General features: G+C 60.1%; 15 protein-coding genes. 4 read left to right on the plus strand and 11 right to left on the minus strand.

Features of this window, described 5'->3' with window-relative positions:
- Nucleotide 1 precedes the first annotated feature (1 nt).
- A complete protein-coding gene (locus tag QIT27_RS04405; protein ID WP_285263009.1) occupies nucleotides 2-727 on the plus strand; it encodes a 3'-5' exonuclease in 726 nt (241 codons plus the stop codon).
- An 81-nt stretch (nucleotides 728-808) separates the two neighbouring features.
- Here QIT27_RS04405 and QIT27_RS04410 read toward each other — a convergent pair whose 3' ends face one another.
- From QIT27_RS04410 to QIT27_RS04425, 4 genes are all read right to left on the minus strand, one after another.
- Nucleotides 809-2449, minus strand: a complete 1641-nt coding sequence (locus tag QIT27_RS04410; protein ID WP_159342976.1) for a BCCT family transporter — start codon at nucleotides 2447-2449, stop codon at nucleotides 809-811.
- A 228-nt stretch (nucleotides 2450-2677) separates the two neighbouring features.
- The gene (locus QIT27_RS04415; protein WP_285263010.1) at nucleotides 2678-3550 is read right to left on the minus strand and encodes a glycine betaine ABC transporter substrate-binding protein; all 873 of its coding nucleotides are present in this window, start codon (nucleotides 3548-3550) and stop codon (nucleotides 2678-2680) included.
- 148 nt (nucleotides 3551-3698) lie between these two features.
- The gene (locus tag QIT27_RS04420; RefSeq protein ID WP_159342971.1) at nucleotides 3699-4535 is read right to left on the minus strand and encodes an ABC transporter permease; all 837 of its coding nucleotides are present in this window, start codon (nucleotides 4533-4535) and stop codon (nucleotides 3699-3701) included.
- Complete coding sequence (locus tag QIT27_RS04425; protein ID WP_285263011.1) at nucleotides 4535-5737, minus strand: quaternary amine ABC transporter ATP-binding protein; 1203 nt, start codon at nucleotides 5735-5737, stop codon at nucleotides 4535-4537. The genes QIT27_RS04420 and QIT27_RS04425 overlap by 1 nt, the downstream gene beginning before the upstream one ends.
- Before the next feature lie 396 nt (nucleotides 5738-6133).
- Between QIT27_RS04425 and QIT27_RS04430 the strand changes: the two genes are divergently transcribed.
- Both QIT27_RS04430 and QIT27_RS04435 read left to right on the plus strand, forming a co-directional pair.
- The gene (locus QIT27_RS04430) at nucleotides 6134-6571 is read left to right on the plus strand and encodes a hypothetical protein (RefSeq protein WP_159342968.1); all 438 of its coding nucleotides are present in this window, start codon (nucleotides 6134-6136) and stop codon (nucleotides 6569-6571) included.
- Between the two features lie 229 nt (nucleotides 6572-6800).
- On the plus strand, nucleotides 6801-7013 hold the full coding sequence (locus QIT27_RS04435; RefSeq protein ID WP_159342967.1) for a hypothetical protein: 213 nt from the start codon (nucleotides 6801-6803) through the stop codon (nucleotides 7011-7013).
- Between the two features lie 40 nt (nucleotides 7014-7053).
- Here the strand turns inward: QIT27_RS04435 and QIT27_RS04440 are convergent, their stop codons facing one another.
- The 5 genes from QIT27_RS04440 to QIT27_RS04460 form a co-directional block, all read right to left on the minus strand.
- The gene (locus tag QIT27_RS04440) at nucleotides 7054-8457 is read right to left on the minus strand and encodes a sigma-54-dependent transcriptional regulator (RefSeq protein WP_159342966.1); all 1404 of its coding nucleotides are present in this window, start codon (nucleotides 8455-8457) and stop codon (nucleotides 7054-7056) included.
- Nucleotides 8458-8468: 11 nt separating this feature from the next.
- Entirely contained in the window at nucleotides 8469-9914 is a 1446-nt protein-coding gene (locus QIT27_RS04445) for a sensor histidine kinase (RefSeq protein ID WP_253017775.1), read from the minus strand.
- Between the two features lie 25 nt (nucleotides 9915-9939).
- A complete protein-coding gene (locus QIT27_RS04450; RefSeq protein WP_159343808.1) occupies nucleotides 9940-11130 on the minus strand; it encodes a PQQ-dependent sugar dehydrogenase in 1191 nt (396 codons plus the stop codon).
- An 80-nt stretch (nucleotides 11131-11210) separates the two neighbouring features.
- Nucleotides 11211-12086 carry an AEC family transporter gene (locus tag QIT27_RS04455; RefSeq protein WP_285263012.1) on the minus strand — a complete coding sequence of 292 codons (876 nt, stop codon included), beginning with the start codon at nucleotides 12084-12086 and terminating at the stop codon, nucleotides 11211-11213.
- A gap of 68 nt (nucleotides 12087-12154) precedes the next feature.
- Nucleotides 12155-13078 (minus strand): LysR family transcriptional regulator, encoded by a 924-nt coding sequence (locus QIT27_RS04460; RefSeq protein WP_159342963.1) that lies wholly within the window; start codon nucleotides 13076-13078, stop codon nucleotides 12155-12157.
- Nucleotides 13079-13267: 189 nt separating this feature from the next.
- On the opposite strand from QIT27_RS04460, the gene QIT27_RS04465 reads away from it, so the two are divergent.
- Complete coding sequence (locus QIT27_RS04465) at nucleotides 13268-15226, plus strand: ligand-gated channel protein (protein WP_285263013.1); 1959 nt, start codon at nucleotides 13268-13270, stop codon at nucleotides 15224-15226.
- A 52-nt stretch (nucleotides 15227-15278) separates the two neighbouring features.
- Here QIT27_RS04465 and QIT27_RS04470 read toward each other — a convergent pair whose 3' ends face one another.
- The gene (locus QIT27_RS04470) at nucleotides 15279-18437 is read right to left on the minus strand and encodes an efflux RND transporter permease subunit (RefSeq protein ID WP_285263014.1); all 3159 of its coding nucleotides are present in this window, start codon (nucleotides 18435-18437) and stop codon (nucleotides 15279-15281) included.
- Nucleotides 18437-19528, minus strand: a complete 1092-nt coding sequence (locus QIT27_RS04475) for an efflux RND transporter periplasmic adaptor subunit (RefSeq protein WP_285263015.1) — start codon at nucleotides 19526-19528, stop codon at nucleotides 18437-18439. Before QIT27_RS04475 ends, QIT27_RS04470 begins: the two co-directional genes overlap by 1 nt.
- Between the last annotated feature and the right edge of the window lie 90 nt (nucleotides 19529-19618).

Here is a 19618-nt window from a genome sequence, read left to right on the forward strand (position 1 = left end):
TATGCACGGCATACGACCGCGCCAAAAAGTCACCCAGGCCGACTGGCAGGGCTATATGGCCGCCCGGGTCGCGGGGGCCCAAGACGAGATGTTGAAGCGCTTTTTCGACACGCCCATGCCCGACCCGGATACCCCCTTGTCGGAAGTGCCCATGGTGGCGCTGGATATGGAAACCACTGGGCTCGACGAGCGCCGCCATGCGATTGTCAGTATTGGCGTCGTACCATTTACGTTGGGGCGTATTCCCATGGCCCAACGCTGTTACTGGGTCGTGAAGCCATCCCGGCCGCTGGACGAGACGTCGATTGCTTATCACCACATCACGCACTCGGAGATCGCCGATGCGCCAGACCTCGATGACGTGTTGGATGAACTGTTGACGGTGCTGGCAGGGCGTATCGTGGTGGTTCACTTTCGTAACATCGAACGCCCCTTTCTCGATGCGGCGGTGAAGGCGCGCCGGGGGGAAGGGGTGCTGTTTCCGATGATCGATACCATGTCGCTGGAAGCGCGACTGCATCGTCAAACTCTGTGGGCCCGTTTCCGCCGTTGGTTAGGTCGGCCGCCGGTATCGATTCGCCTCAACGCCAGTCGTGAGCGCTACGGTTTGCCTGCCTATCAAGGGCACCATGCGCTGGTCGACGCGCTGGCCACCGCGGAGCTTTTGCAGGCGCAAATCGCCAATCGCTATACGCCAGACACGCCCTTGAAAGCGCTGTGGTGTTAACGCTTGAATCTCTCCACCCTGATAGGCAAACGGGCAGCCCATGGGCTGCCCGTTTGCGTCTTACCTAGGTAAAGCAGATCGTTAGACCGCTTTGGGCTCGCTCATCAAGCCTTTGATGATGGCGTAACACGCCACCAGAAGAATGATGGTGAACGGGAACCCGGTAGAGACGGCCATGGTCTGCAGTGCGGTCAAACCACCGCCCAGCAGCAGCGCAATGGCAATCGCACCTTCGATGATCGCCCAGAACACGCGCTGCGGTTTCGGGGCATCCACCTTGCCGCCTGCGGTGATGGAGTCGATCACCAGCGACCCGGAATCCGACGAGGTCACGAAGAAGACGATGACCAGCACGATGGCAATGAACGAGGTGATCTGCGAGAGCGGCAGTTGCTCCAGCATGATGAACAGCTGCAGATCCACGCCCGCATCGCGCACGGCTTCTATGCCTTGGCTGACGTATTGGTCGATGGCGGTGCCACCGAACGTCGTCATCCACAGAACCGAAACGACCGACGGTACGATCAGTACGGAGATCAGGAATTCACGAACGGTACGGCCACGGGATACCCGCGCGATGAACATACCGACGTACGGAGACCAGGAGATCCACCACGCCCAGTAGAAGGCCGTCCAGCCTTGGCTGAAGTTCGCGTCTTCACGGCCAAACGGGTTCGATAGCGCCGGCAGGTGAACCACGTAGTTCACCAGGTTTTCGAAGAAGCCAGTGGCAATCAGCAGCGTGGGGCCGACACCGATCACGAAGAACAGCAGCGCGGCGGCCATGGCAATGTTGATTTTCGATAGCAGCTGTACGCCTTTATCGACCCCGGCCACGATCGAGCAGATCGCGATCATGGTGATGCCGATGATCAACAGAATCATCGTGATGTCGCTTTCCGGCGCGCCAAACAGGTAGGTCAAACCGGCAGCGGCTTGGGTGGCGCCCAAGCCCAGCGACGTGGCCAGACCAAACAGCGTGGCAAAGACCGCCAGGATATCGATCAAGTGCCCCGGCCAGCCCCACACGCGCTCACCCAGCAGCGGGTAGAACACCGAGCGCATGGAGAGCGGCAAGCCTTTGTTGAACGAGAATAGCGCCAGTGACAGCGCCACAACGGCATAAATCGCCCACGGGTGCAGACCCCAGTGGAAGATCGTCGCCGCCATGCCGAGTGCCGCCGCACCCGCCGTATCGCCTTCAGCACCAGCCAACGGTGCCCAATCGCCACCGTCGAGAGAGGTGCCAAAGTGCGTCAGCGGTTCGTTGACGCCAAAGAACATCAGCCCGATGCCCATACCGGCCGCAAACAACATCGAGAACCAGCCGGTGTAGGTAAAGTCCGGTTTGGCATCTGCCCCGCCAATTCGGATTTTACCCAGGGGCGATACGATCAAACCCAGGCAGAGGATGACGAAGATATTGGCGGCCAGAATGAAGAACCAGGCCAGGTTGCCGGTCAAAAAGCCAAAGATGGCATCATAAACCGGTGCAATCATGTCTTGCAGAGCAAGAGTCAGTACCACAAACAGCAGCACGATGAGCGCAGAAATGGTGAATACCTTGCCGTGCAGGTCAAGGTTGAAGCCCATTGCACTCGTCGTGATGTTGTCTTGACCGATCACGTAGTCGGTATCGATCAGGTTGGCCGGACCATCAGGGGCGGGGATGCCTTCTGATACCGGCTCATCAGCGGGACGCTTAGAGTCAGGATTATCCACGGGAGCCTCTCCATGTCGGACAGAAACCGCTAAACGCACGTTGATGGACCAGCGGTTTCCCTCTGGTCATCCATGGGTGCGGTAGCAGGCGTGCATTACATCAGTAACAGTAGCAAACGTTGCTTAATCTTTATTCAACGCGAGGGCACATTACCACGAAAAAGCGACATAACTATAACGACAACAGAGGGCCGTAGCCCCCTGTCATTAAACGCTTATGAGCGGGCGTTAGCTATTGAGCCACTGCTCGACGACGTCTTGGTTCTCTTCTACCCACTGTTTGGCATTGTCGTAGGGGTCGCTGCCTTCTTCCTGGTTCATCAGCATGACTTCGCCCATCTGCTCGGGCGTCCACTCGAAGGCATCCAGGATGGCATACGCGTCGGGCATGTCCTCTTCCAGGCCGCTACGAACCACGGTATGGATCTGCTCGGCACCGCCGTAGACGTTTTCCGGGTCTTCGAGGTATTTCAGATCGAAACGAGCAAACATCCAGTGCGGAGTCCAGCCGGTGACGACCACGTCCTCTTCGTTTTGGATGGCGCTGGCCAGGGCCGCTGTCATGGTGGCGCCGCTGCCGCTGCGCAGGTCCAACCCAAGGTCATAGGTATCCACAACCTCTTCGGTGAGTGCCATTAGGCCTGCACCGGGGTCAATACCGATGATCTCGCCGTTGAAGCTGTCGGCGTTGTCGTTCAGATCGGCAATGGAGTCCACGTCGGTGTACTCAGGTACGACCAAGCCGAGTTTGGTGCCATCCAGGTTGGGGCCCAGGTCTTCGATATTGCCACCGACGCGCTCCATGTAGTCCGCGTGGGTGGTGGGCAGCCAAGCGGCCACGATGGCATCGGCATCGCCCGTGGAGAGCGCTTGGAACATTGCCGCCGCAGACAGAGACGTCAGCTCCACTTCGAAGCCTGCTTGCTCGAGTACCGCCGCCATGACGTTGGTGGAGGCGACTTCAGACGACCACTCCACGTAGGCCAGGTTGATCGTGCCCTGATCCTGTGCGTGGGCCAGGCTGCCAGCGACGAGGCCAGTACCGGCGACCAGGGCCATAGAGGCGAGGCGGATGCGGTGATTCAACGTATGCGTTTTCATTCACTTGCTCCCTGTTGATGGGCAGTGGCACTCACCACTGCGGTATGAAGAGGTCTTTCTTGTCTTAACCTAAGTGATCGGTTGACCCGTTCAGCATGGTCACTCATGACCGGTGGTTCAAGTGCACGGGTCAACGCAGCGTCGAGCGCTATGATGAGCGGCGCGATTTGCGCAGCGATTGCGTCAGGCGGTCTAGCAGCATGGCCAGGATCACCACGGCGATCCCTGCTTCGAAGCCGTCGCCTGGGCGTAGACGCTGAATGGCGCGCCACACTTCGCTACCCAAGCCATCGGCACCGATCATGGCCGCAATCACCACCATCGACAGCGCCAGCATGATGGTCTGGTTGATGCCTGCCATCACCGTGGGCAGCGAAAGCGGTAGCTGTACTTTGAACAGTTTTTGGCCCCGCGTGGCACCATAGGCGTCGGCAGCTTCGATGAGCTCGGTCGGCACTTGACGAATGCCCAGCGTGGTAAAACGAATCGCAGGAGGCATGGAGAAGATGACCGTGGCGAAAATCGCCGAGACCGAGCCAATCCCGAAGAACGGAATGGCAGGAATCAGGTACACGAACGCGGGCATGGTCTGCATGAAGTCCAGCACGGGCATGATCAGTCGGTAGAGCCGCTCGGAAAGCGCCGCGGCAATCCCCACGGGCAAGGCAATGACCACCGCCACTAGCGTGGCAATCACCACCAGCGTCAGCGTCTCGATCATCGGGTTCCAAAGCCCTAGATTCCAGATCAACGCCAGCCCGGCAACTGCACCAATGGCCAAGCGAGTGCTGGCGAGTTTCCAGCACAGCAGCGCAATGATCGCCAGCAGTGCCCACTCGGGTAGCCACATCAGGCCATCGTTGAGACTGTTGATCCCTGTTTGCGTCACGCGGGAAATGCCGCGCGTCACGACGGAGTATTCGCTGGTCAGCCACGTCAGGCCGCTTTCGATCCAGCTACCTAAAGGAATACGTGCGATCTCCATTACTGCTCTCCTGCTCGTGCCAGTTCATCCAGTACCGCGCCTTTCACCACAACGCCCAGCAGGCGCTGCTGCTCATCCACCACCGCGATCGGGTAGCTCTTTTCGCTAAACATGGCGAAGAGGTGTTGCAGCGGCTCGTCTGGCGGCACTTTGCGGAAGTCCTGAGTCAGGTGATGGGTAATGGTCTCGGCTTTTTCCTCGATGGCACGGCTGGCCGCATCGGCTTCGAGTAGCCCGAGCAGTTGGCGGTCACGGTCGGTCACGTAAATGGAATCGATGCTGTGATCGCGCATACGATGCAGCGCCGTTCGCGGGCCGTCGCTGTCCCTTGCCGTGGTGCGCACCGGGCGCATGGCGCTCTCGGCGGTCAAAATGCGCGAGCGGTCGACCCCCTCGATAAAGCGGCGGACGTAGTCATCGGCAGGCTTGGTGAGGATCTCTTCCGGCGTGCCGATTTGTACGACTTCACCATCTTTTAGCAGCACGATGCGGTCGCCGATATTGAGCGCTTCATCCAGGTCGTGGGTAATGAAGACGGTGGTTTTCTGCATTTTGGTTTGCAGCTGCAGAAGCTCTTGCTGCATATCTTTCCGGATCAGCGGGTCGAGGGCCGAGAAGGCTTCGTCCATCAGCAGAACGCTGGCATCGTTCGCCAAGGCGCGGGCAAGCCCGACGCGCTGCTGCATGCCGCCCGACAGCTGGTTTGGATAGGCGTCTTCCCAGCCTTCCAAGCCCACTTGCTTCAGCGCGTTATGAGCAATCGACTGGCGCTCCGATTTTTCGACGCCGCGAATTTCCAGGCCGAACTCGGCGTTCTGCTGAACCGTGCGGTGAGGAAAGAGCGCGAAGTTTTGAAACACCATCGAGAAGTGGCGACGGCGGCACTCTAGCAGGGCCTTTTCGCCCAGCGTTGGGATGTTTTCGCCATCAATGACGATCTCACCTTCGGTGGTGTCGATGAGGCGGTTCAAGCAGCGAATCAGGGTCGATTTACCCGAACCCGATAGGCCCATGATGACCAGTAGCTCGCCTTCGTAAACGTCGAAGGAGATATTGGAAAGGCCCAGGGTTTGGCCCGTTTTTTCGAGAATTTCAGGGCGCTTGAGGCCTTGGTCGCGTAGCTCGAGTGCTTTTTTGGGCTGCTTGCCAAATACCTTGCTCAAGCCGCGTACCTGAATTTTGACAGGGCGTGTCTCGTCCATCAGCGGTGCCTTTTGATTGAATGAGCAGCCTTGTGTCGTTACTCAATGCGCTTACCTGCGGCCTTTACGTGCTTCCTGCAAGCAGCGACACAAAACGGTTCATAAGTAGAAGTTAAGATTATATTTGATAAGTTATTACAAATTATTATACATAAGTGAGCGGGATGTGCCACAACGCTCCCGTCCATCCCGTCAATTTACGCCACATGTGCCATTTTGAACCCCCGTCTATGACCCTGTCATGACAGCGGATGGCATCCTGATTTTGTTTTTAAGATATTGTTTTTAAAATTAAAAATTATTTTATGTGGATGTTGGCACGAAGTGTGAAAGTATCGTTTTAGAAATGCTTGGCAAGTGACGCAAGCACGTTAGTCGTCAATGGAGGCAACCCTTATGGACAAGCAAGTGAGCCAACCGCGTAAGCGTCCACGTGTACTGACGCTGTGTATGTTAGCGGCAACCGTCAGCACCCTGGCCTTGGCTGGCTGTGGTAATGGCGACGAGGAGATGCCCCCGGCACAGCAGCCCGACACGCTGGAGCAGGATGCCACCACCTCTACCGCTCCGGCTGCTGAGAACGAGCCTGCCATGGCAGACGAGCCGATGAACGAAGACCCCGGCCTGGGTGACGACCCGGCAGCAGCGCAAGAGCCGATGCCTGATGAGCAGGCGCCCATGCCGGAAGAGAATACATCGGCGGCGTCCGCAAACGATCCTGAAGAGAATCCTGGTTTCGGTGAAGGTACCGACCCCATGCCCGGTGCCGATGAAGCGGGTACCGATGACGCCCCTAGTGGCGATGAAGAGGAAGACATGACTAACGGCCAATAGTCGTCAACGCTCCCTACGATGGTAGGCCGACCCAGCTGTCTGTTCCCTGCGGCTGCTCCACGCGGTTTACCATCCTTTTCGCCCCCGCGCCCGCGGGGGCTTTTTTTTGCCTTCGGGCGGTGCATGCCGGGTGGCGCTCGGTTTTGCAAGATCGCGGACAGCCGCTAAGGTTAGGGGAGCAGTCGCTGCCTTGGCGGCTGTTTGCCCATGATCAAGGAAGGAGAACGACATGATGTCACGATTACACAACGCGCGTGGGTTGGCGTTACTGCTGAGCGCACTGCTCATGGCAGGCGTGCTGACGGGGTGCGGCGATTCAGAGGCACCGACCACCGATTCAGAAGCACCGGCAGACGAACCTCAAGAGCCCATGGATACCGGGCCCATGGCGAACGACGGCCAGGCAACACGGGAGTCGCCCGGCGAGGGCGTCACGGAGTAGGCGTTAAAAAGCCGGTCGTCGAACGGCGACCGGCATGGGATTACTCTTCGCTATCTTCTAACCGCCGGTAGAGCGTGCGGCGGGCAATCCCCAGCACTTCGGCCGTGCGCCGTTTATTCCCACCTGTGGCTTCCAACACCTTGCGAATATAGCGCTTCTCGACCTCTTCTAGGCTCGGCCAGCGGGCCGGTGCGGGTGCCGGGATCTGGGTGCCGGGCAGCACCTCACCGCTGAGCGTAGGCGTGGTGTCGGCACTGCTCTTTTGCTGGCTGGATTGTTCGCGCAGGCGTTCGGGCAGGTCCTGATGCTGCAGCACGCCCGCTTCGCTTAGTGTGACCGCGCGCATGATTGCATTCTCCAGTTCGCGTACGTTGCCTGGGTAGCTGTAGTTCAACAGGCTGTTGAGGGCCTCCGGCTCGATCTGCTCGATCTGTTTGTCCTGGGCTTCCGCGTGTTTGTCGATCAACGCAAAGACTAGGTGTTCGATATCCGTGCCGCGCTCGCGTAGCGGTGGAATGCGCAGTGAGAATGTTTCCAGGCGGTAAAACAGATCGCTTCGGAAGTTCTCCTGCTCGATCTCTTTTTCCAAGTGGCGGTGAGTGGCGGCAATGATGCGCACGTCCACCGGCTCCTCGCGCTCGCCCCCCACTGGGCGAACGGTTTTCTCTTGCAGGGCGCGCAGCAGCTTGGCCTGCAGATTGATCGGCATTTCGCCAATCTCATCGAGAAACAGGCTGCCGCCCTGGGCGCTGTGAAACAGGCCTTTACGGGCCTCGTTAGCGCCGGTAAAGGCGCCTTTCACGTGGCCAAAAAATTCGCTCTCCATCAGGTCGGCAGGAATGCTGGCGCAGTTCACGGGCACGAACGGAGCGTCGTGGCGGCTGCTCTCCTGATGAATCGCTCGGGCCAGCAGCTCTTTCCCGGTACCGCTTTCACCCAAAATCAAAATAGGCGCATCGCTTTTCGCCAACCGCGACGCATCGTGAAACAGCGACTGCATGGCCGGGCTCTTGCCCACGATGCCGTGAAAATGGCTAAGTTCCGTATCATGGGAAAGGGACAAACGCTGGCGCTCCAGTACGCGAAAAACGGCCTCGCGGATAGCGTCTAAATCCAGAGGTTTGGTCAAAAAGTCGTCCGCCCCTAACTTGAGGGCCTCAACCGCTTGGTCAATGGTGCCAAATGCGGTAATCACGATGATGCCAAGCTCGCTGCCGCTCTGGCGGAGCTGTTGAAGTAACTGAATGCCGGTCATGCCCGGTAGCCGTACATCGGTAATCATCATGGCCACCGGCGTATGGCTCAGCAGAGCAATGGCCTCTTCTGCGCTGGGGACACCCAGTGTGTCGTAGCCCGCGTCGTTGAGCTCTTCCTCTAATAACTCACGGATAGCGGCGTCATCTTCCACCACCAATAACGGTAAAAGGTGTTCCTGATGGGTCACAAACGTCGTCCTCAAGCGGATGCGGTTTCACTAAGGGGCAGCGTAATTTCAAAGCCAGCGCCGCCAAGCGCGCTGTCAAATACGCCAATCGTCCCGCCGTGGTCGTTAATAATGCGGTGCACCATCGATAATCCCAAGCCGCTGCCTTGGCCCACCGGCTTGGTGGTGAAAAATGGATCGAACACTTGATGATGGTGCGAAGCTGGGATGCCAGGCCCGTCGTCTTCTACCCAAAGGGTCAGCTCTTCGCTGTGTGCCTGCGCGCGGACACGGATATGGCTGACCTGGGGAGCTTGGGCGGCGTTGCGTAATAAATTGGTCAGCACTTGAACGATTTGCTGACCATTGACCAATAAATGGGGGGTCGGAGTAGGAAGATCAATATCCAGATGGATATTTCGTGGTTCCAACTCCTCTTCGACCAGCTCACTGGCACTGATGATAAGCTGATCGAGCGCTTGGTGTCCTTTCTCCACGTTATGTTGTCGGCCAAGTTCCATCAGCTGACGGACGATCTCGACGATGCGTTCCACTTCGCCACGAATGCGGCCAAGCCGTGCCCGCTCATCGTCGCCAATCGTATGACGGCGAGCCAAGCGCTGAGCTTGGCCATTGATGACCGTCAAAGGGGCGCCGATCTCGTGGGCGACCCCAGCGGCGAGCACGCCCAGTTCGGCGAGCTTTTTGGACTTGCGCAGACGCTTTTCCAGCTCGATTTCGCGCCGCTGTCGCGCATCGATGTCGCGATCTTTTTCGGCCATGGCGTCCAGCATGCCGTTCAAGCCCGACGCAAGGCGGCGATACTCCGTGGGGCCATCTGCCGTGGCCCGCTGGCTGCGGTCGCCATCTTCGACCAGCAGCATGACGCGCAGCAGGCGGTTGAGCGGCCGCTCGATATAGTGGCGAAATCCCCACCAAATGCTGAACACGATGCCCGCTGCCCCAATCACGAAGACCAGTACGGCCACGATGCTAATAAACCCGGTGTAGTTCTCGATGCCGGTATTGAGGCGGTTCACCTGCAGCACGCCCTGCACGGTGCCATCCTGGGTGCGCAGGGGCGTCAGCGCGGAGTAGTAGGTCCAGCCCTCTTGCTGACGGTAGCTGCTGTGCATGTCGTCGGTGGCGATGACCTGTTGGATCTCTTCTGGCGTGAACAGATCTTTCCCCAGGCCCAGGCCGTATATTTCTCGGCCTTGGGGGTCGAATACGTAAGCGCCATAAATGCGGTGAAACGAAAACGCCGATTGCAGCGCTTCTTCCAACGGCGTGGCGCTGTCGCGGGCCACTGCGTAGCTCAGCGAGGTGCTGAGTGCGCGGGTGATGATCTCGACTTCGGTTTGAAGCTTGGAGCGCACGTTGTCTTCCAGCGATTTGATCGCCACTAGACTAAACACCACCAGAATCACGAACAGCGGTACGATGACCGTTAAAATGATGAGGTTACGTAGTCGCATCGTGCTTCCTGGTGGTGGCTCGAGATTAGCGCTCGGTCGGTGTCAGGCGGTAAAGGCTGCCTTGGCTGCCGTCGGTTAGCAAGTAAATCGCCTCATCGGGCCCTTGGCGCACGTCGCGGATGCGGCCAATCTCGCCATCCAGAATCAGCTCTTCGTCGGCCACTTGGCCCTCGTCGAGGGTGAGGCGCAGCAGCTTTTGGCTGCCAAGGCCACCCGCCAACAGGCTTCCTTGCCAGGGTTCAAAGGCATCGCTGGTCACTTCGGCAAGACCGGAAGGGGCAAAGCGCCCATCGAAGCGATACACCGGGTCTTCCATGCCGGGTTTGGATTCCACGCCAATGGGTTCGTTGGTGGCGTAATCGTTGCCCAGGCTCACCTCCGGCCAGCCGTAGTTGTTGCCAGGCACGATCTGGTTCAACTCATCGCCGGTGCGAGGGCCGTGCTCGGTGGCCCAGGGCTCGCCATTGCTTAGCACGGTCATGCCCTGAATATTGCGGTTGCCTAGGGTGTAAATCTCATCCAGCGTATCGTCGTCATCCACGAAGGGGTTGTCATCTGGCACGTCGCCGGTCTCGGTGAGCCGCAGCGTAGAGCCTGCGTGGTCATCGCGGGCTTGGGCGCGGGAAGGGTCGACGCCGCGGTCGCCAATGCTCATGAGTAGCGTGCCATCTTTGAGCCACGCCAAGCGTGAACCGTAGTGCCGGCCGGGAGAGGAGGCGCGATCCTGCTCGAACAAATGCTCGACCTCGCCCAAAGCGTCATCTTGCCACTTGACGCGCGAGAGCGCCGAGCGGCTTTGACTGCCTTCTGGCTTGCTCCAGGTGAAGTAAATCCAATCGTGTTCGCCGTCGCCAAACTCAGGGTGCAGCGCCACATCGAGCAGGCCCCCCTGACCGTTTTGGCTGACTCGGGGCAGGCCACTCAACGCCTCAATGCGTCCCTCGGCGTCGACGAGGTTCAACCCCCCGCTGCGCTCGCTGACCAGATAGCGGCCATCGGGCAAGAACGCCACCGCCCAAGGGTTGTCGAGGCCGTCGGCCACGCGCTCGATGGTGAGGGCTAGATGCTCGGTGTCTAATGCTTGGTGAACGACGTCCGCATGAGCTGCGCTGGCGAGCAGAAGCCCCGTGACGCAAGGGGCCACCCAGCGAACGGCGCGATGGCAGAGCGAGCGGGGGTGTGGCGTTTGCGGTCGAACGGGCAGGGAGTGTCGCATTGGCATTGTATGTCCTCGAGTGGCGCAACGTCAGTAGTAGTCTAGCAGTGACTGCCAACGACGGGCGGGGGTTCCCGGAGCTACATCAGCAGCGCCAGCAAGGCCGGTAAATAGAACAGCGCCATCAAGGTCGAACAGAACACGAGGCTGGCCACATAGGCCGGTTCGCGCTGGGCACGTTGGGCGAATAAATAGTTGAAGACCGCCACCGGCATGCACATCTGTACCACCAGAATGTTCTGCGCCAGCGGTGGCAGTCCTAGCCAGCCAGCGATGAGCCACGCAGCCGCCGCGGCCAGCGGAATACGGATGAGACTAAAGCCAACCCCAGAGCGCAGGCTTTTCACCTGAATGCTAGCCAGCGATACGCCGAGGGTGATGAGCATGAGCGGTACGGTGAAGCCCGACATGAGATCGACCGTGTTGGCCATCCATAGGGGCAGCGGGGTATCGGTCAGCAGCAGCGCCATGGAGAGGGCGATGGCATACACCGTTGGGGTTTTGAGTAGAGTTTTAACCGGGTTGCCCTGGCTACTGAGCACTGCCCCCAAGGTGAACTGAAACAGCGAAACCGTCACCATCACCGTAATGCCGTAAGCAAAGCCCGCGCTGCCAAAGGCGTACAGCACCACCGGCAGCCCCATATTGCCCGTGTTGGGGTACATCATCGGCGCGATGAGCACTCGCCAATCTCGGCGCAGCACCTTGGCAACGGCAAAACTAGCGGCCCCCATGCCGACGATCACCAGGGCGGCAGCCAGCATGACTTGACCGAACGTGCTGGCATCGATCGTTGCCCCAGACAGCGACGCCAGCACCAGCGCGGGCGTACCAATATTGAAAACGAGGCGTGTCACAAAATCGACGGGGTAGGGTTGGCCGAGGCGAACCCATAGAAAGCCTAGCCCGGCACCGGCCAATACAGGGGCCATGACGGCGAAGAGTTCAGCGAGCATTAACGTTCCTTGACGATCATCGGCCGCCTATTGTGGGTAATTAGGCGGCTAACTGGCAAGGCGAATCGCTAGTGCGTGTGCACGGCGCCAGTGCGGGTTTGCCATGCGGTGGGCACCTGATCACGCAGAAAATCCAGCAGCGCGTTGACCCGGCGGGAGTGGTGCCCGTAGGCATACAGCAGCGTCACGGGTAGGGGAGCAGGTTCCCAGCCGGGCAGGCAGTTGACCAGATCTCCAGGGTGGTGGCGCTCGCGTTTTTCGACCACCCAGTGGGGCAGCAGGCCGATCCCTTGGCCATAGGCGATGGCATCGATGTGCAGCGCTGTAAGATCTACCCGGAGCCGCGAGCGGGGTGCGTTGAACAGGTAGTCGGCGTGTTCGGCGTGGTGCAGCAGTAGGCCGCTGGATGCAGTATCCAACAAGTCGATCCAGGCATGCGCATCCAGCTCTTGAGGGTGCTGCGGCGTTCCTGCGTGGGCTAAATAGTGCGGGTTGGCGTAGAGGCCGCGGGTGAGGTGGCCCAAACGCTCCTGATTCAGCCCGCACTCATGGGTGGCGCCTAGCCAAATGTGCACGCTGTTGCTGTGCATCTTGGTGGGCGGCGTCTCCCGGGTATGCAGGGTTAGCTCGACCTTGGGGTAGCGGGTCAAGAACGCATCCATAACGCCTGCCATCCAGCCTCGTGCCAGCGCGCCGTGTACTTCGAGCGTGACTTTACCGCTGATCTCCTCGCGCAGCTCCGCCAGCGCCTCTTGGCTGTGGGCGGCCATGGCCAGCAGCTCGGTGCAGTACTGATGAAACAGCAGGCCCGCTTCGGTGGGAATCAAACGGTTCGCCTGACGACGCAGCAGCGGTTGGTTTAGCCGGGCTTCTAGCTGGCTGATTCGGCGACTCAACGTCGATTTTGCCAGCCCGAGCTTCTGTGCGCTGCGTGTCAGGCTGCCGGTGGTCATCACATCGGCAAAAGCGGCGAGTTCATCAAAATCGTACATAGTCGGGACCACTGGCGAAACGGAGTCACGCTATTGTGCCATCGAATTTGCTGAATGAAAATAATTGCCATTTGTGTTCCGCTTGGTTGAACGCACCGTCCCGCCCCTTTGTGCAAAGAGTATGCAAAAATATAAATGCTAATAATTCGTATTTGTAAGCAAGTGCTCTTTATATCAAAGGAACCCGCTATGTCTTCTCGTTTGCGCCGTACGCTGCTGGCCAGCGCTATTTCATCTCTCGCCTGCGGGGCAGCCGTGGCTCAAGAAACGCCCCAACTTAACGATATCGTGGTGACGGCCTCCGGCTTCGAGCAGCAGATCAGTAGCGCCCCCGCCTCGATCAGCGTGATCTCCCGTGAAGAGCTGGAGCGTGGTCACTACCAAAACGTCACCGATGCGCTGCGCGACGTACCGGGCGTGGTCGTCACGGGCGGCGGGCGTGGCGATAACGGCAACGACATTTCCATTCGCGGCATGCCGTCACAATACACGCTGATTCTGGTCGATGGACGCCCGCAAAGCTCACGAGAGTCGCGTCCCAATAGGGATGCGGGCTTTGAACAGGATTGGCTGCCGCCGCTGCAGGCCATCGAGCGTATCGAGGTGGTGCGCGGGCCGATGTCGACCCTGTACGGCTCCGATGCCATCGGCGGGGTGATCAACGTGATTACCCGAAAAGTGGCGGATAGCTGGCACGGCAATATCCAGCTCGATACGGTGCTGCAGGAAGACAGCGCCTCCGGCGACAGCCGCCAAGCGAACTTCTACCTCAGCGGGCCGCTGGTGGGCGAGCGCTTGGGGCTTCAGCTCTATGGCCGCACCTCCGAGCGGGACGAGGACGACATCGAGTATGGCTACGAAGAGAAGAGTCTGCAGAGCCTCACCGCACGGTTGAGCCTGGCCGCTAGCGACGACCACGACCTGACTGCCGAAGCGGGAATCACCGAGCAAGACCGCCGCTCGCTGGTGGGGCGCTCCGGGCCGGTGGACGGCTGCCGGGGTGGCTGCACCGACAGCATCGGCGAGTACACCAACACCCACGTGGCGGTGACCCACAGCGGACGCTTCGATTGGGGCACCAGCGAAACCTTCGTGCAGCGCGAGCGCAGCGAAAACCAGTCTCGGGATATCGAGATTACCAACACCACCGCGAAAACCAGCGCCCTGATTCCCTTGGGTATGCACATGCTCACCGTCGGCGCGAGCTGGGAAGAGGAAGCGCTGGAAGACGCCAAGACTAACCAGATCTCTGACCGGAACACCATCGAAAACAGCCAGTGGGCGCTGTTTGTGGAAGATGAGTGGATGCTGACAGACGCCTGGGCACTGACCGGCGGGCTGCGCCTGGACGATGACGACAACTATGGCAGCCACCTCAGCCCGCGCCTTTACAGCGTATGGAACATGACACCTGAATGGACGCTGAAAGGAGGTGTATCCACCGGCTACCGCTCGCCTAACCTGCGGGAAATTACCCCGGACTGGGGGCAGGTCAGCCGTGGCGGTAATATTTACGGCAACCCGGATCTCGAGCCGGAAATCTCGCTCAACAAAGAGATCGCGCTGCTGTACGGCAACGACGCAGGCCTGAACGGCAGCCTCACGCTGTTCCACAACGACTTCGAAGACAAAATCACTCGCATCGCCTGCCCGATCGATATTTGCAATGCAGGCCCGAATCAGTTCGGCAGTGACCCCACGTACCGGGTCAATATCGACGATGCAGTGACCCAAGGGGTCGAGGCCAGCCTAGGCGCACCGCTAACCGACACGCTAGCGCTAACCGCCAGCTACACCTTCACCGATTCCGAACAGAAAAGCGGCGAGTACGCTGGCGAGCCGCTGACCCAGCTGCCCCGCCACCAGGTGTCGGCCACGCTGGATTGGGAGGTAAACGCACGGCTTAGCCAGTGGACTAAAGTGACCTACCGGGGTGAAGAGAGCCAGCCCACCACCGGGCCGTCGCAAAGCTCGATTGTCGCACCGTCCTACACCTTTGTGGATGCGGGTATTGGCTATCAGCTCAACGACAGCGCCACGGTGAACGCCGGTATCTACAACTTGTTTGATGAGCGCATCACCTACGACGAGTATGGCTATGTGGATGACGGCCGCCGGGTGTGGCTGGGCCTGAACGTCGCTTTCTAAACATCTTGCAAATAGGCAACGGACGCGGCCACCGATGGGTGGCCGCGTTTTTTTATGCCCGCGAGCGGGCTGAACGGCGCTCGGTGATCTTGAGCACGCTGATCATCAGCGCGGGCAGGAAGGTCACCGTGACCACCGCCGCACCCAGCAGGCCAAACAGCACAATCGCCCCCACGCCGCGATACAGCTCGGTGCCTTCGCCGGGTAAAAAGACCAGCGGCGACAGCCCGCACAGGGTGGTCAGCGTGGTGATGGCGATGGGGCGCAGGCGGGTTTGTACCGCCTGTGATACGGCCTCCTGAACGCTGAGCGTTTTGTCATGCAGCCGCCGTCTGGCCTGGTCGACCACCAGAATGGGGTTATTCACCACTGTACCCATCAGGATTAAAAAGCCCAGCATGGTAATCATATCGAAGGGCTGGCTGAGCGGTGCCACGCCGATTAACGGCAGCAGGCTGCCCACGCCATTCATGGCGGCCAGCCCCATAATGCCGCCCACCACGCCTAGCGGTATCGAGGTCAAAATCAGCAGCGGATAGCCCCAATGGGAGAAGATCGCCACCAGCAGCAGGTAAACAATCACGATAGCGATCAGGAAGTTGCCGGTAAGCGCCTCACGGGTGGCGTTCAGCTGGTCGCTGGCGCCGGAAATCGAAACATCCACCGTCGAGGGCAACACGCCCTCCTGGCGCAGCCGCTCCAGCATCGCCTCGGCCTGCTCGACGCCTGCCTCTAATGCAATGCTGGCAGGGGGAATCACGTTCAGCGTTACCGTGCGGCTGCCGTCTACCCGGCGAATCACGCTGGTATCCATGGTTTCATCGATACGCGCCACCGCCGATAGCGGCAGCGTATAGCCATCGGGGGTGTGCAGCGGCAGGTTTGGCAGTTGGTCTAACGGCAGCGACGCCTGCGGGCCATAGAGGTAAATATCGATCTTCTCATCGTCTAAAAAGAAGTCATCCACATACGCCCCTTCCCCGAGAGCAGAGACCGAAAACCCCACCGCCTCGGCAGAAATTCCCAGCTCCGCGACCCTGGCCCAGTCGGGGCGAATTTGAATCAAGGGCTGGTCGAGCGACAGCGACGAAGGCTGGCTTTGAATACGCGGATTGCCAAACTGCGTTTGGGCTTCCCGGTAGAGCGTATTGGCAGCGCCGTACACCGTGGCTAGGTCCGGGCCCGCCACATCCAGGTTGATGCTGCGCGTGCCGCCATCGTTGCTGGAGATAATCGAGCCTTTCGAGGCAAAGGCGCGCATGCCGGGGAAGCGCTCGTAGTAGTTCGTGAGTGCCTCCATCAATGCTTCGATATGCGAAGAGTCGACCGCTTCGGCAACAATGAAAAGCTGCGTGGGGGCCACACGCATGTTCATGTAAGCCAGCGGCGGCACCTCGGTATCGCCCGCTAAAAAGGCATCCGGCTCCGCCTGCACATGGGGTAGAAAGTACGCTTCGACCTGCTCGGCAATGCTGGCCATCTCCTGCAGGCTGTAGCCAGGGGGAGGGCTCATGCGTGCAAAGGTTTTGGGCTCCTCGCCTTCGGGCAAGTACTCGGCGGGCGGTGTCAGGGCCAGGATCGTCCAGCCGCTGATCAGCAGCGTCAGCACTAGGATCACCCCACGGCGTAGCGGCGTCGCAATCAGCCGCTCAAGCAGCGCGCCCAGTCGAGAAGGGCGCTCGTCGCCGGGCGCTTGAGCATCGTCGGGTTTAGACGCGTGATGCATCGAAAAGCTGAATCGCGAGCAGAGCGAGGGCACCAGCGTGACGGCCACCAGCATGGAGGCAAATATCGCCGCCGAGACCGCAATGGCCACGTCGGAGTAGAGCTGCCCGGCTTCCTCTTCGATGAAAAGGATCGGTAAGAACACCAGAATGGTGGTGGCGGTGGAGGCGAGCGTGGCGGGCCACACCTCCTGCACGCCGCGCAGTGCCGACTCAATACGGTCCAGCCCCTGGCGGCGGTAGCGCTCGATGTTCTCCAATACCACGATGCTGTTATCCACGCTCATGCCGATGGCAAAGGCAATGCCCGCCATAGAGATGACGTTGATGGTGCGGCCGGTCAGCATCAGCCCCAAAAAGGCGGCAATGGTACAGAACGGAATGCCGATAACGCCGATAAACGTGGCGCGAGCCGAGCGCAAAAACAGGTACATCACCAGGGTCGCGAAGGCGGCCCCCAGCAGCAGGTTGCTCCACACGTTGCTCACTGAGGCTTCTACGTAGCGCACGTCATCGGCTGTCAGCACGATCTCCATGCCGGCTGGGCGCAGAATGGTCTCGTTGATCGCCGCCAGTTCATCCTGCACCGCGTATTTGATGTCGATGACATTGGCGCCGCTCTCCCGGCGCAGGTCCATCCCAATCCCCGCCTGGCCGTTGTAGAACGACAGCTGATTAAGCCGCGACTGCCCTTGGCGCACGTCTGCTACATCGCCCAGCCGCACGATGCTATCGCCTTCGCGGGCCACCACTAGCTCTGCCAGCGCTTCGGCGCTATCAAACCGGCCCAGCGTGCGCACCAGGTAACGCCGCTTGCCCGCGTCCAGCTCGCCGCCGGAGATATCCCGGTTGCGCTGGGTAATCGCTTCGCGCAGCTCCAGCAGCGAGATGCCGCGCTGGGCCAGGGCGGCGGGGTCGACCAAAATTTGCAGCTGGCGCTGGGCGCCGCCGTTTACGCCGACTTCCGAGACCCCTTCAATGCCTTCCAAGCGCGGGCGCACGCGGTCTTCGATGAAGTCGCTCATCAGCTGGATATCCAGCGCGTTGGGGTTGCCGGGCAGGGTGCCGACATAAAAACGCAAAAACGCATCGGTGGAGAACGCGGCCGACACTACCCGGGGCTGGTCGACGTTATTGGGGTAGGAGGAGACCTGGCTCAACGCGTTGTTCACCTGGATCAGCGCGGCGGTCATGTCCACGCTAAACGGAAACTCCAGCTCGATCTCGGCGCTGCCGCTTTCCGCTACCGCCGTCATGCGGGTGAGGTTAGGCACATTGCGCAGGTACTGCTCCTGCTCCACCAGAATCTCTTTTTCGATATCCTGGGGCGTCGCGCCCGCCCAGCGCGTTTCCACGGTAATGGTGCGGGCTTCGATATCCGGAATCATCTGTACCGGAATGCGTAGCGTCGCGGCGATGCCCAACAGCAGAAAAATCAGCGCAATCACGGTCACCAGCGTTTGCTGGCGCAGCAGGGCAGCAAACATTATTCGCCACCCTCCGAGACGGCTTCAACGCTGACGCCTTCCACCAAGGATTCATTGCCGCGAACCACTACCTGCTCGCTGCCGGAAAGCCCGCTGGTAATTTCCACGCGCTCAGCGAAGTTGATGCCGACCTCGACCCTTTGTTCGCGCACCTGGTACATGCCGCTGTCGTCAGGCGTGGCGACCCACACCGTGACTCGGCCATCTGGGTAACGGCTAAGCGCATCCCGGGAGACGGTGATGCCATCGCGCCCGGTGGCGGCTTTCACCACGGCGTCGACCGCATTGCCAGGGTAGAGCGGCAGCGCCTCGGGCACCTCGGCACGCAGCAAAAACGTCCGCGCGCTAGAGGCGCTGACCGGCACTAAGGTCGCGATGCGGGCTTCAGCGCGCTGCTCGCCTGCCGTGAGGGTGAGTGTGGCGTTCTCCTCCAAGGCGGTATAGAACGCTTCGGGCACCTGAAAATCGGCACGCAGGGTGTTGAGGTTGACCAAACGGGCGACGCTGTCTCCCGGTGTGACCCACTCGCCCAGGTTGACGCTTCGCTCGCTGACCACACCGCTGAACGGTGCAGTCATCGTGTGGCGCTCCAACAGCGCGTTGAGCCGTGACTGTTCGGCATTCAGGCGGGAAAGCGCTGCGTTGGCGACGCTCACCGCGCTGCGCCGGGCGCTCACTTCCGTAGCGGCAATGTTGCGCCCAGCCCCCACCGATTCCGCCTCCCGCAGCAGCCGCTGCGCTTCGCTAAGCGCGGCCCGGGCTTCCTCTTCTGCCGCTTGCGCCCCGGCTAGCTCAAAGCGTGCCAAATCATCATCCAGCGTCACCAGCGTGTCGCCTGCGTCAACTCGGTCGCCCGGGTTCACGTTAATCGCCGCGACCAGCCCGGCCACCGACGAGGAGAGCAGCGCATCCTCCAGGGAGTTCACCGTGCCGACCAGGTTAAGCTCTTGATAAATCGGCTCACGGTTGACGCTCGCCAGCTCGACTCGTGGGGCAGATTGGGCCAGCGCGGTGCCAGCAACGAGTGAAAAAGCCAGTAGCAGCACCAAGCGAGCTAAGGGAAGAGGGCGGGCAAGTAAAGGCACCGTCATAACAGGTTGTTTCCTAACTTAGATGAAGGGCAGTCAAGGCGCAGACGAGCAAGTAACGTACTGTGCTCATACTACCCAAGCGAATGCGTT

Origin of the sequence: Halomonas sp. LC1, from assembly GCF_030247125.1 — a bacterium.
Classification (GTDB): Bacteria; Pseudomonadota; Gammaproteobacteria; order Pseudomonadales; family Halomonadaceae; genus Vreelandella.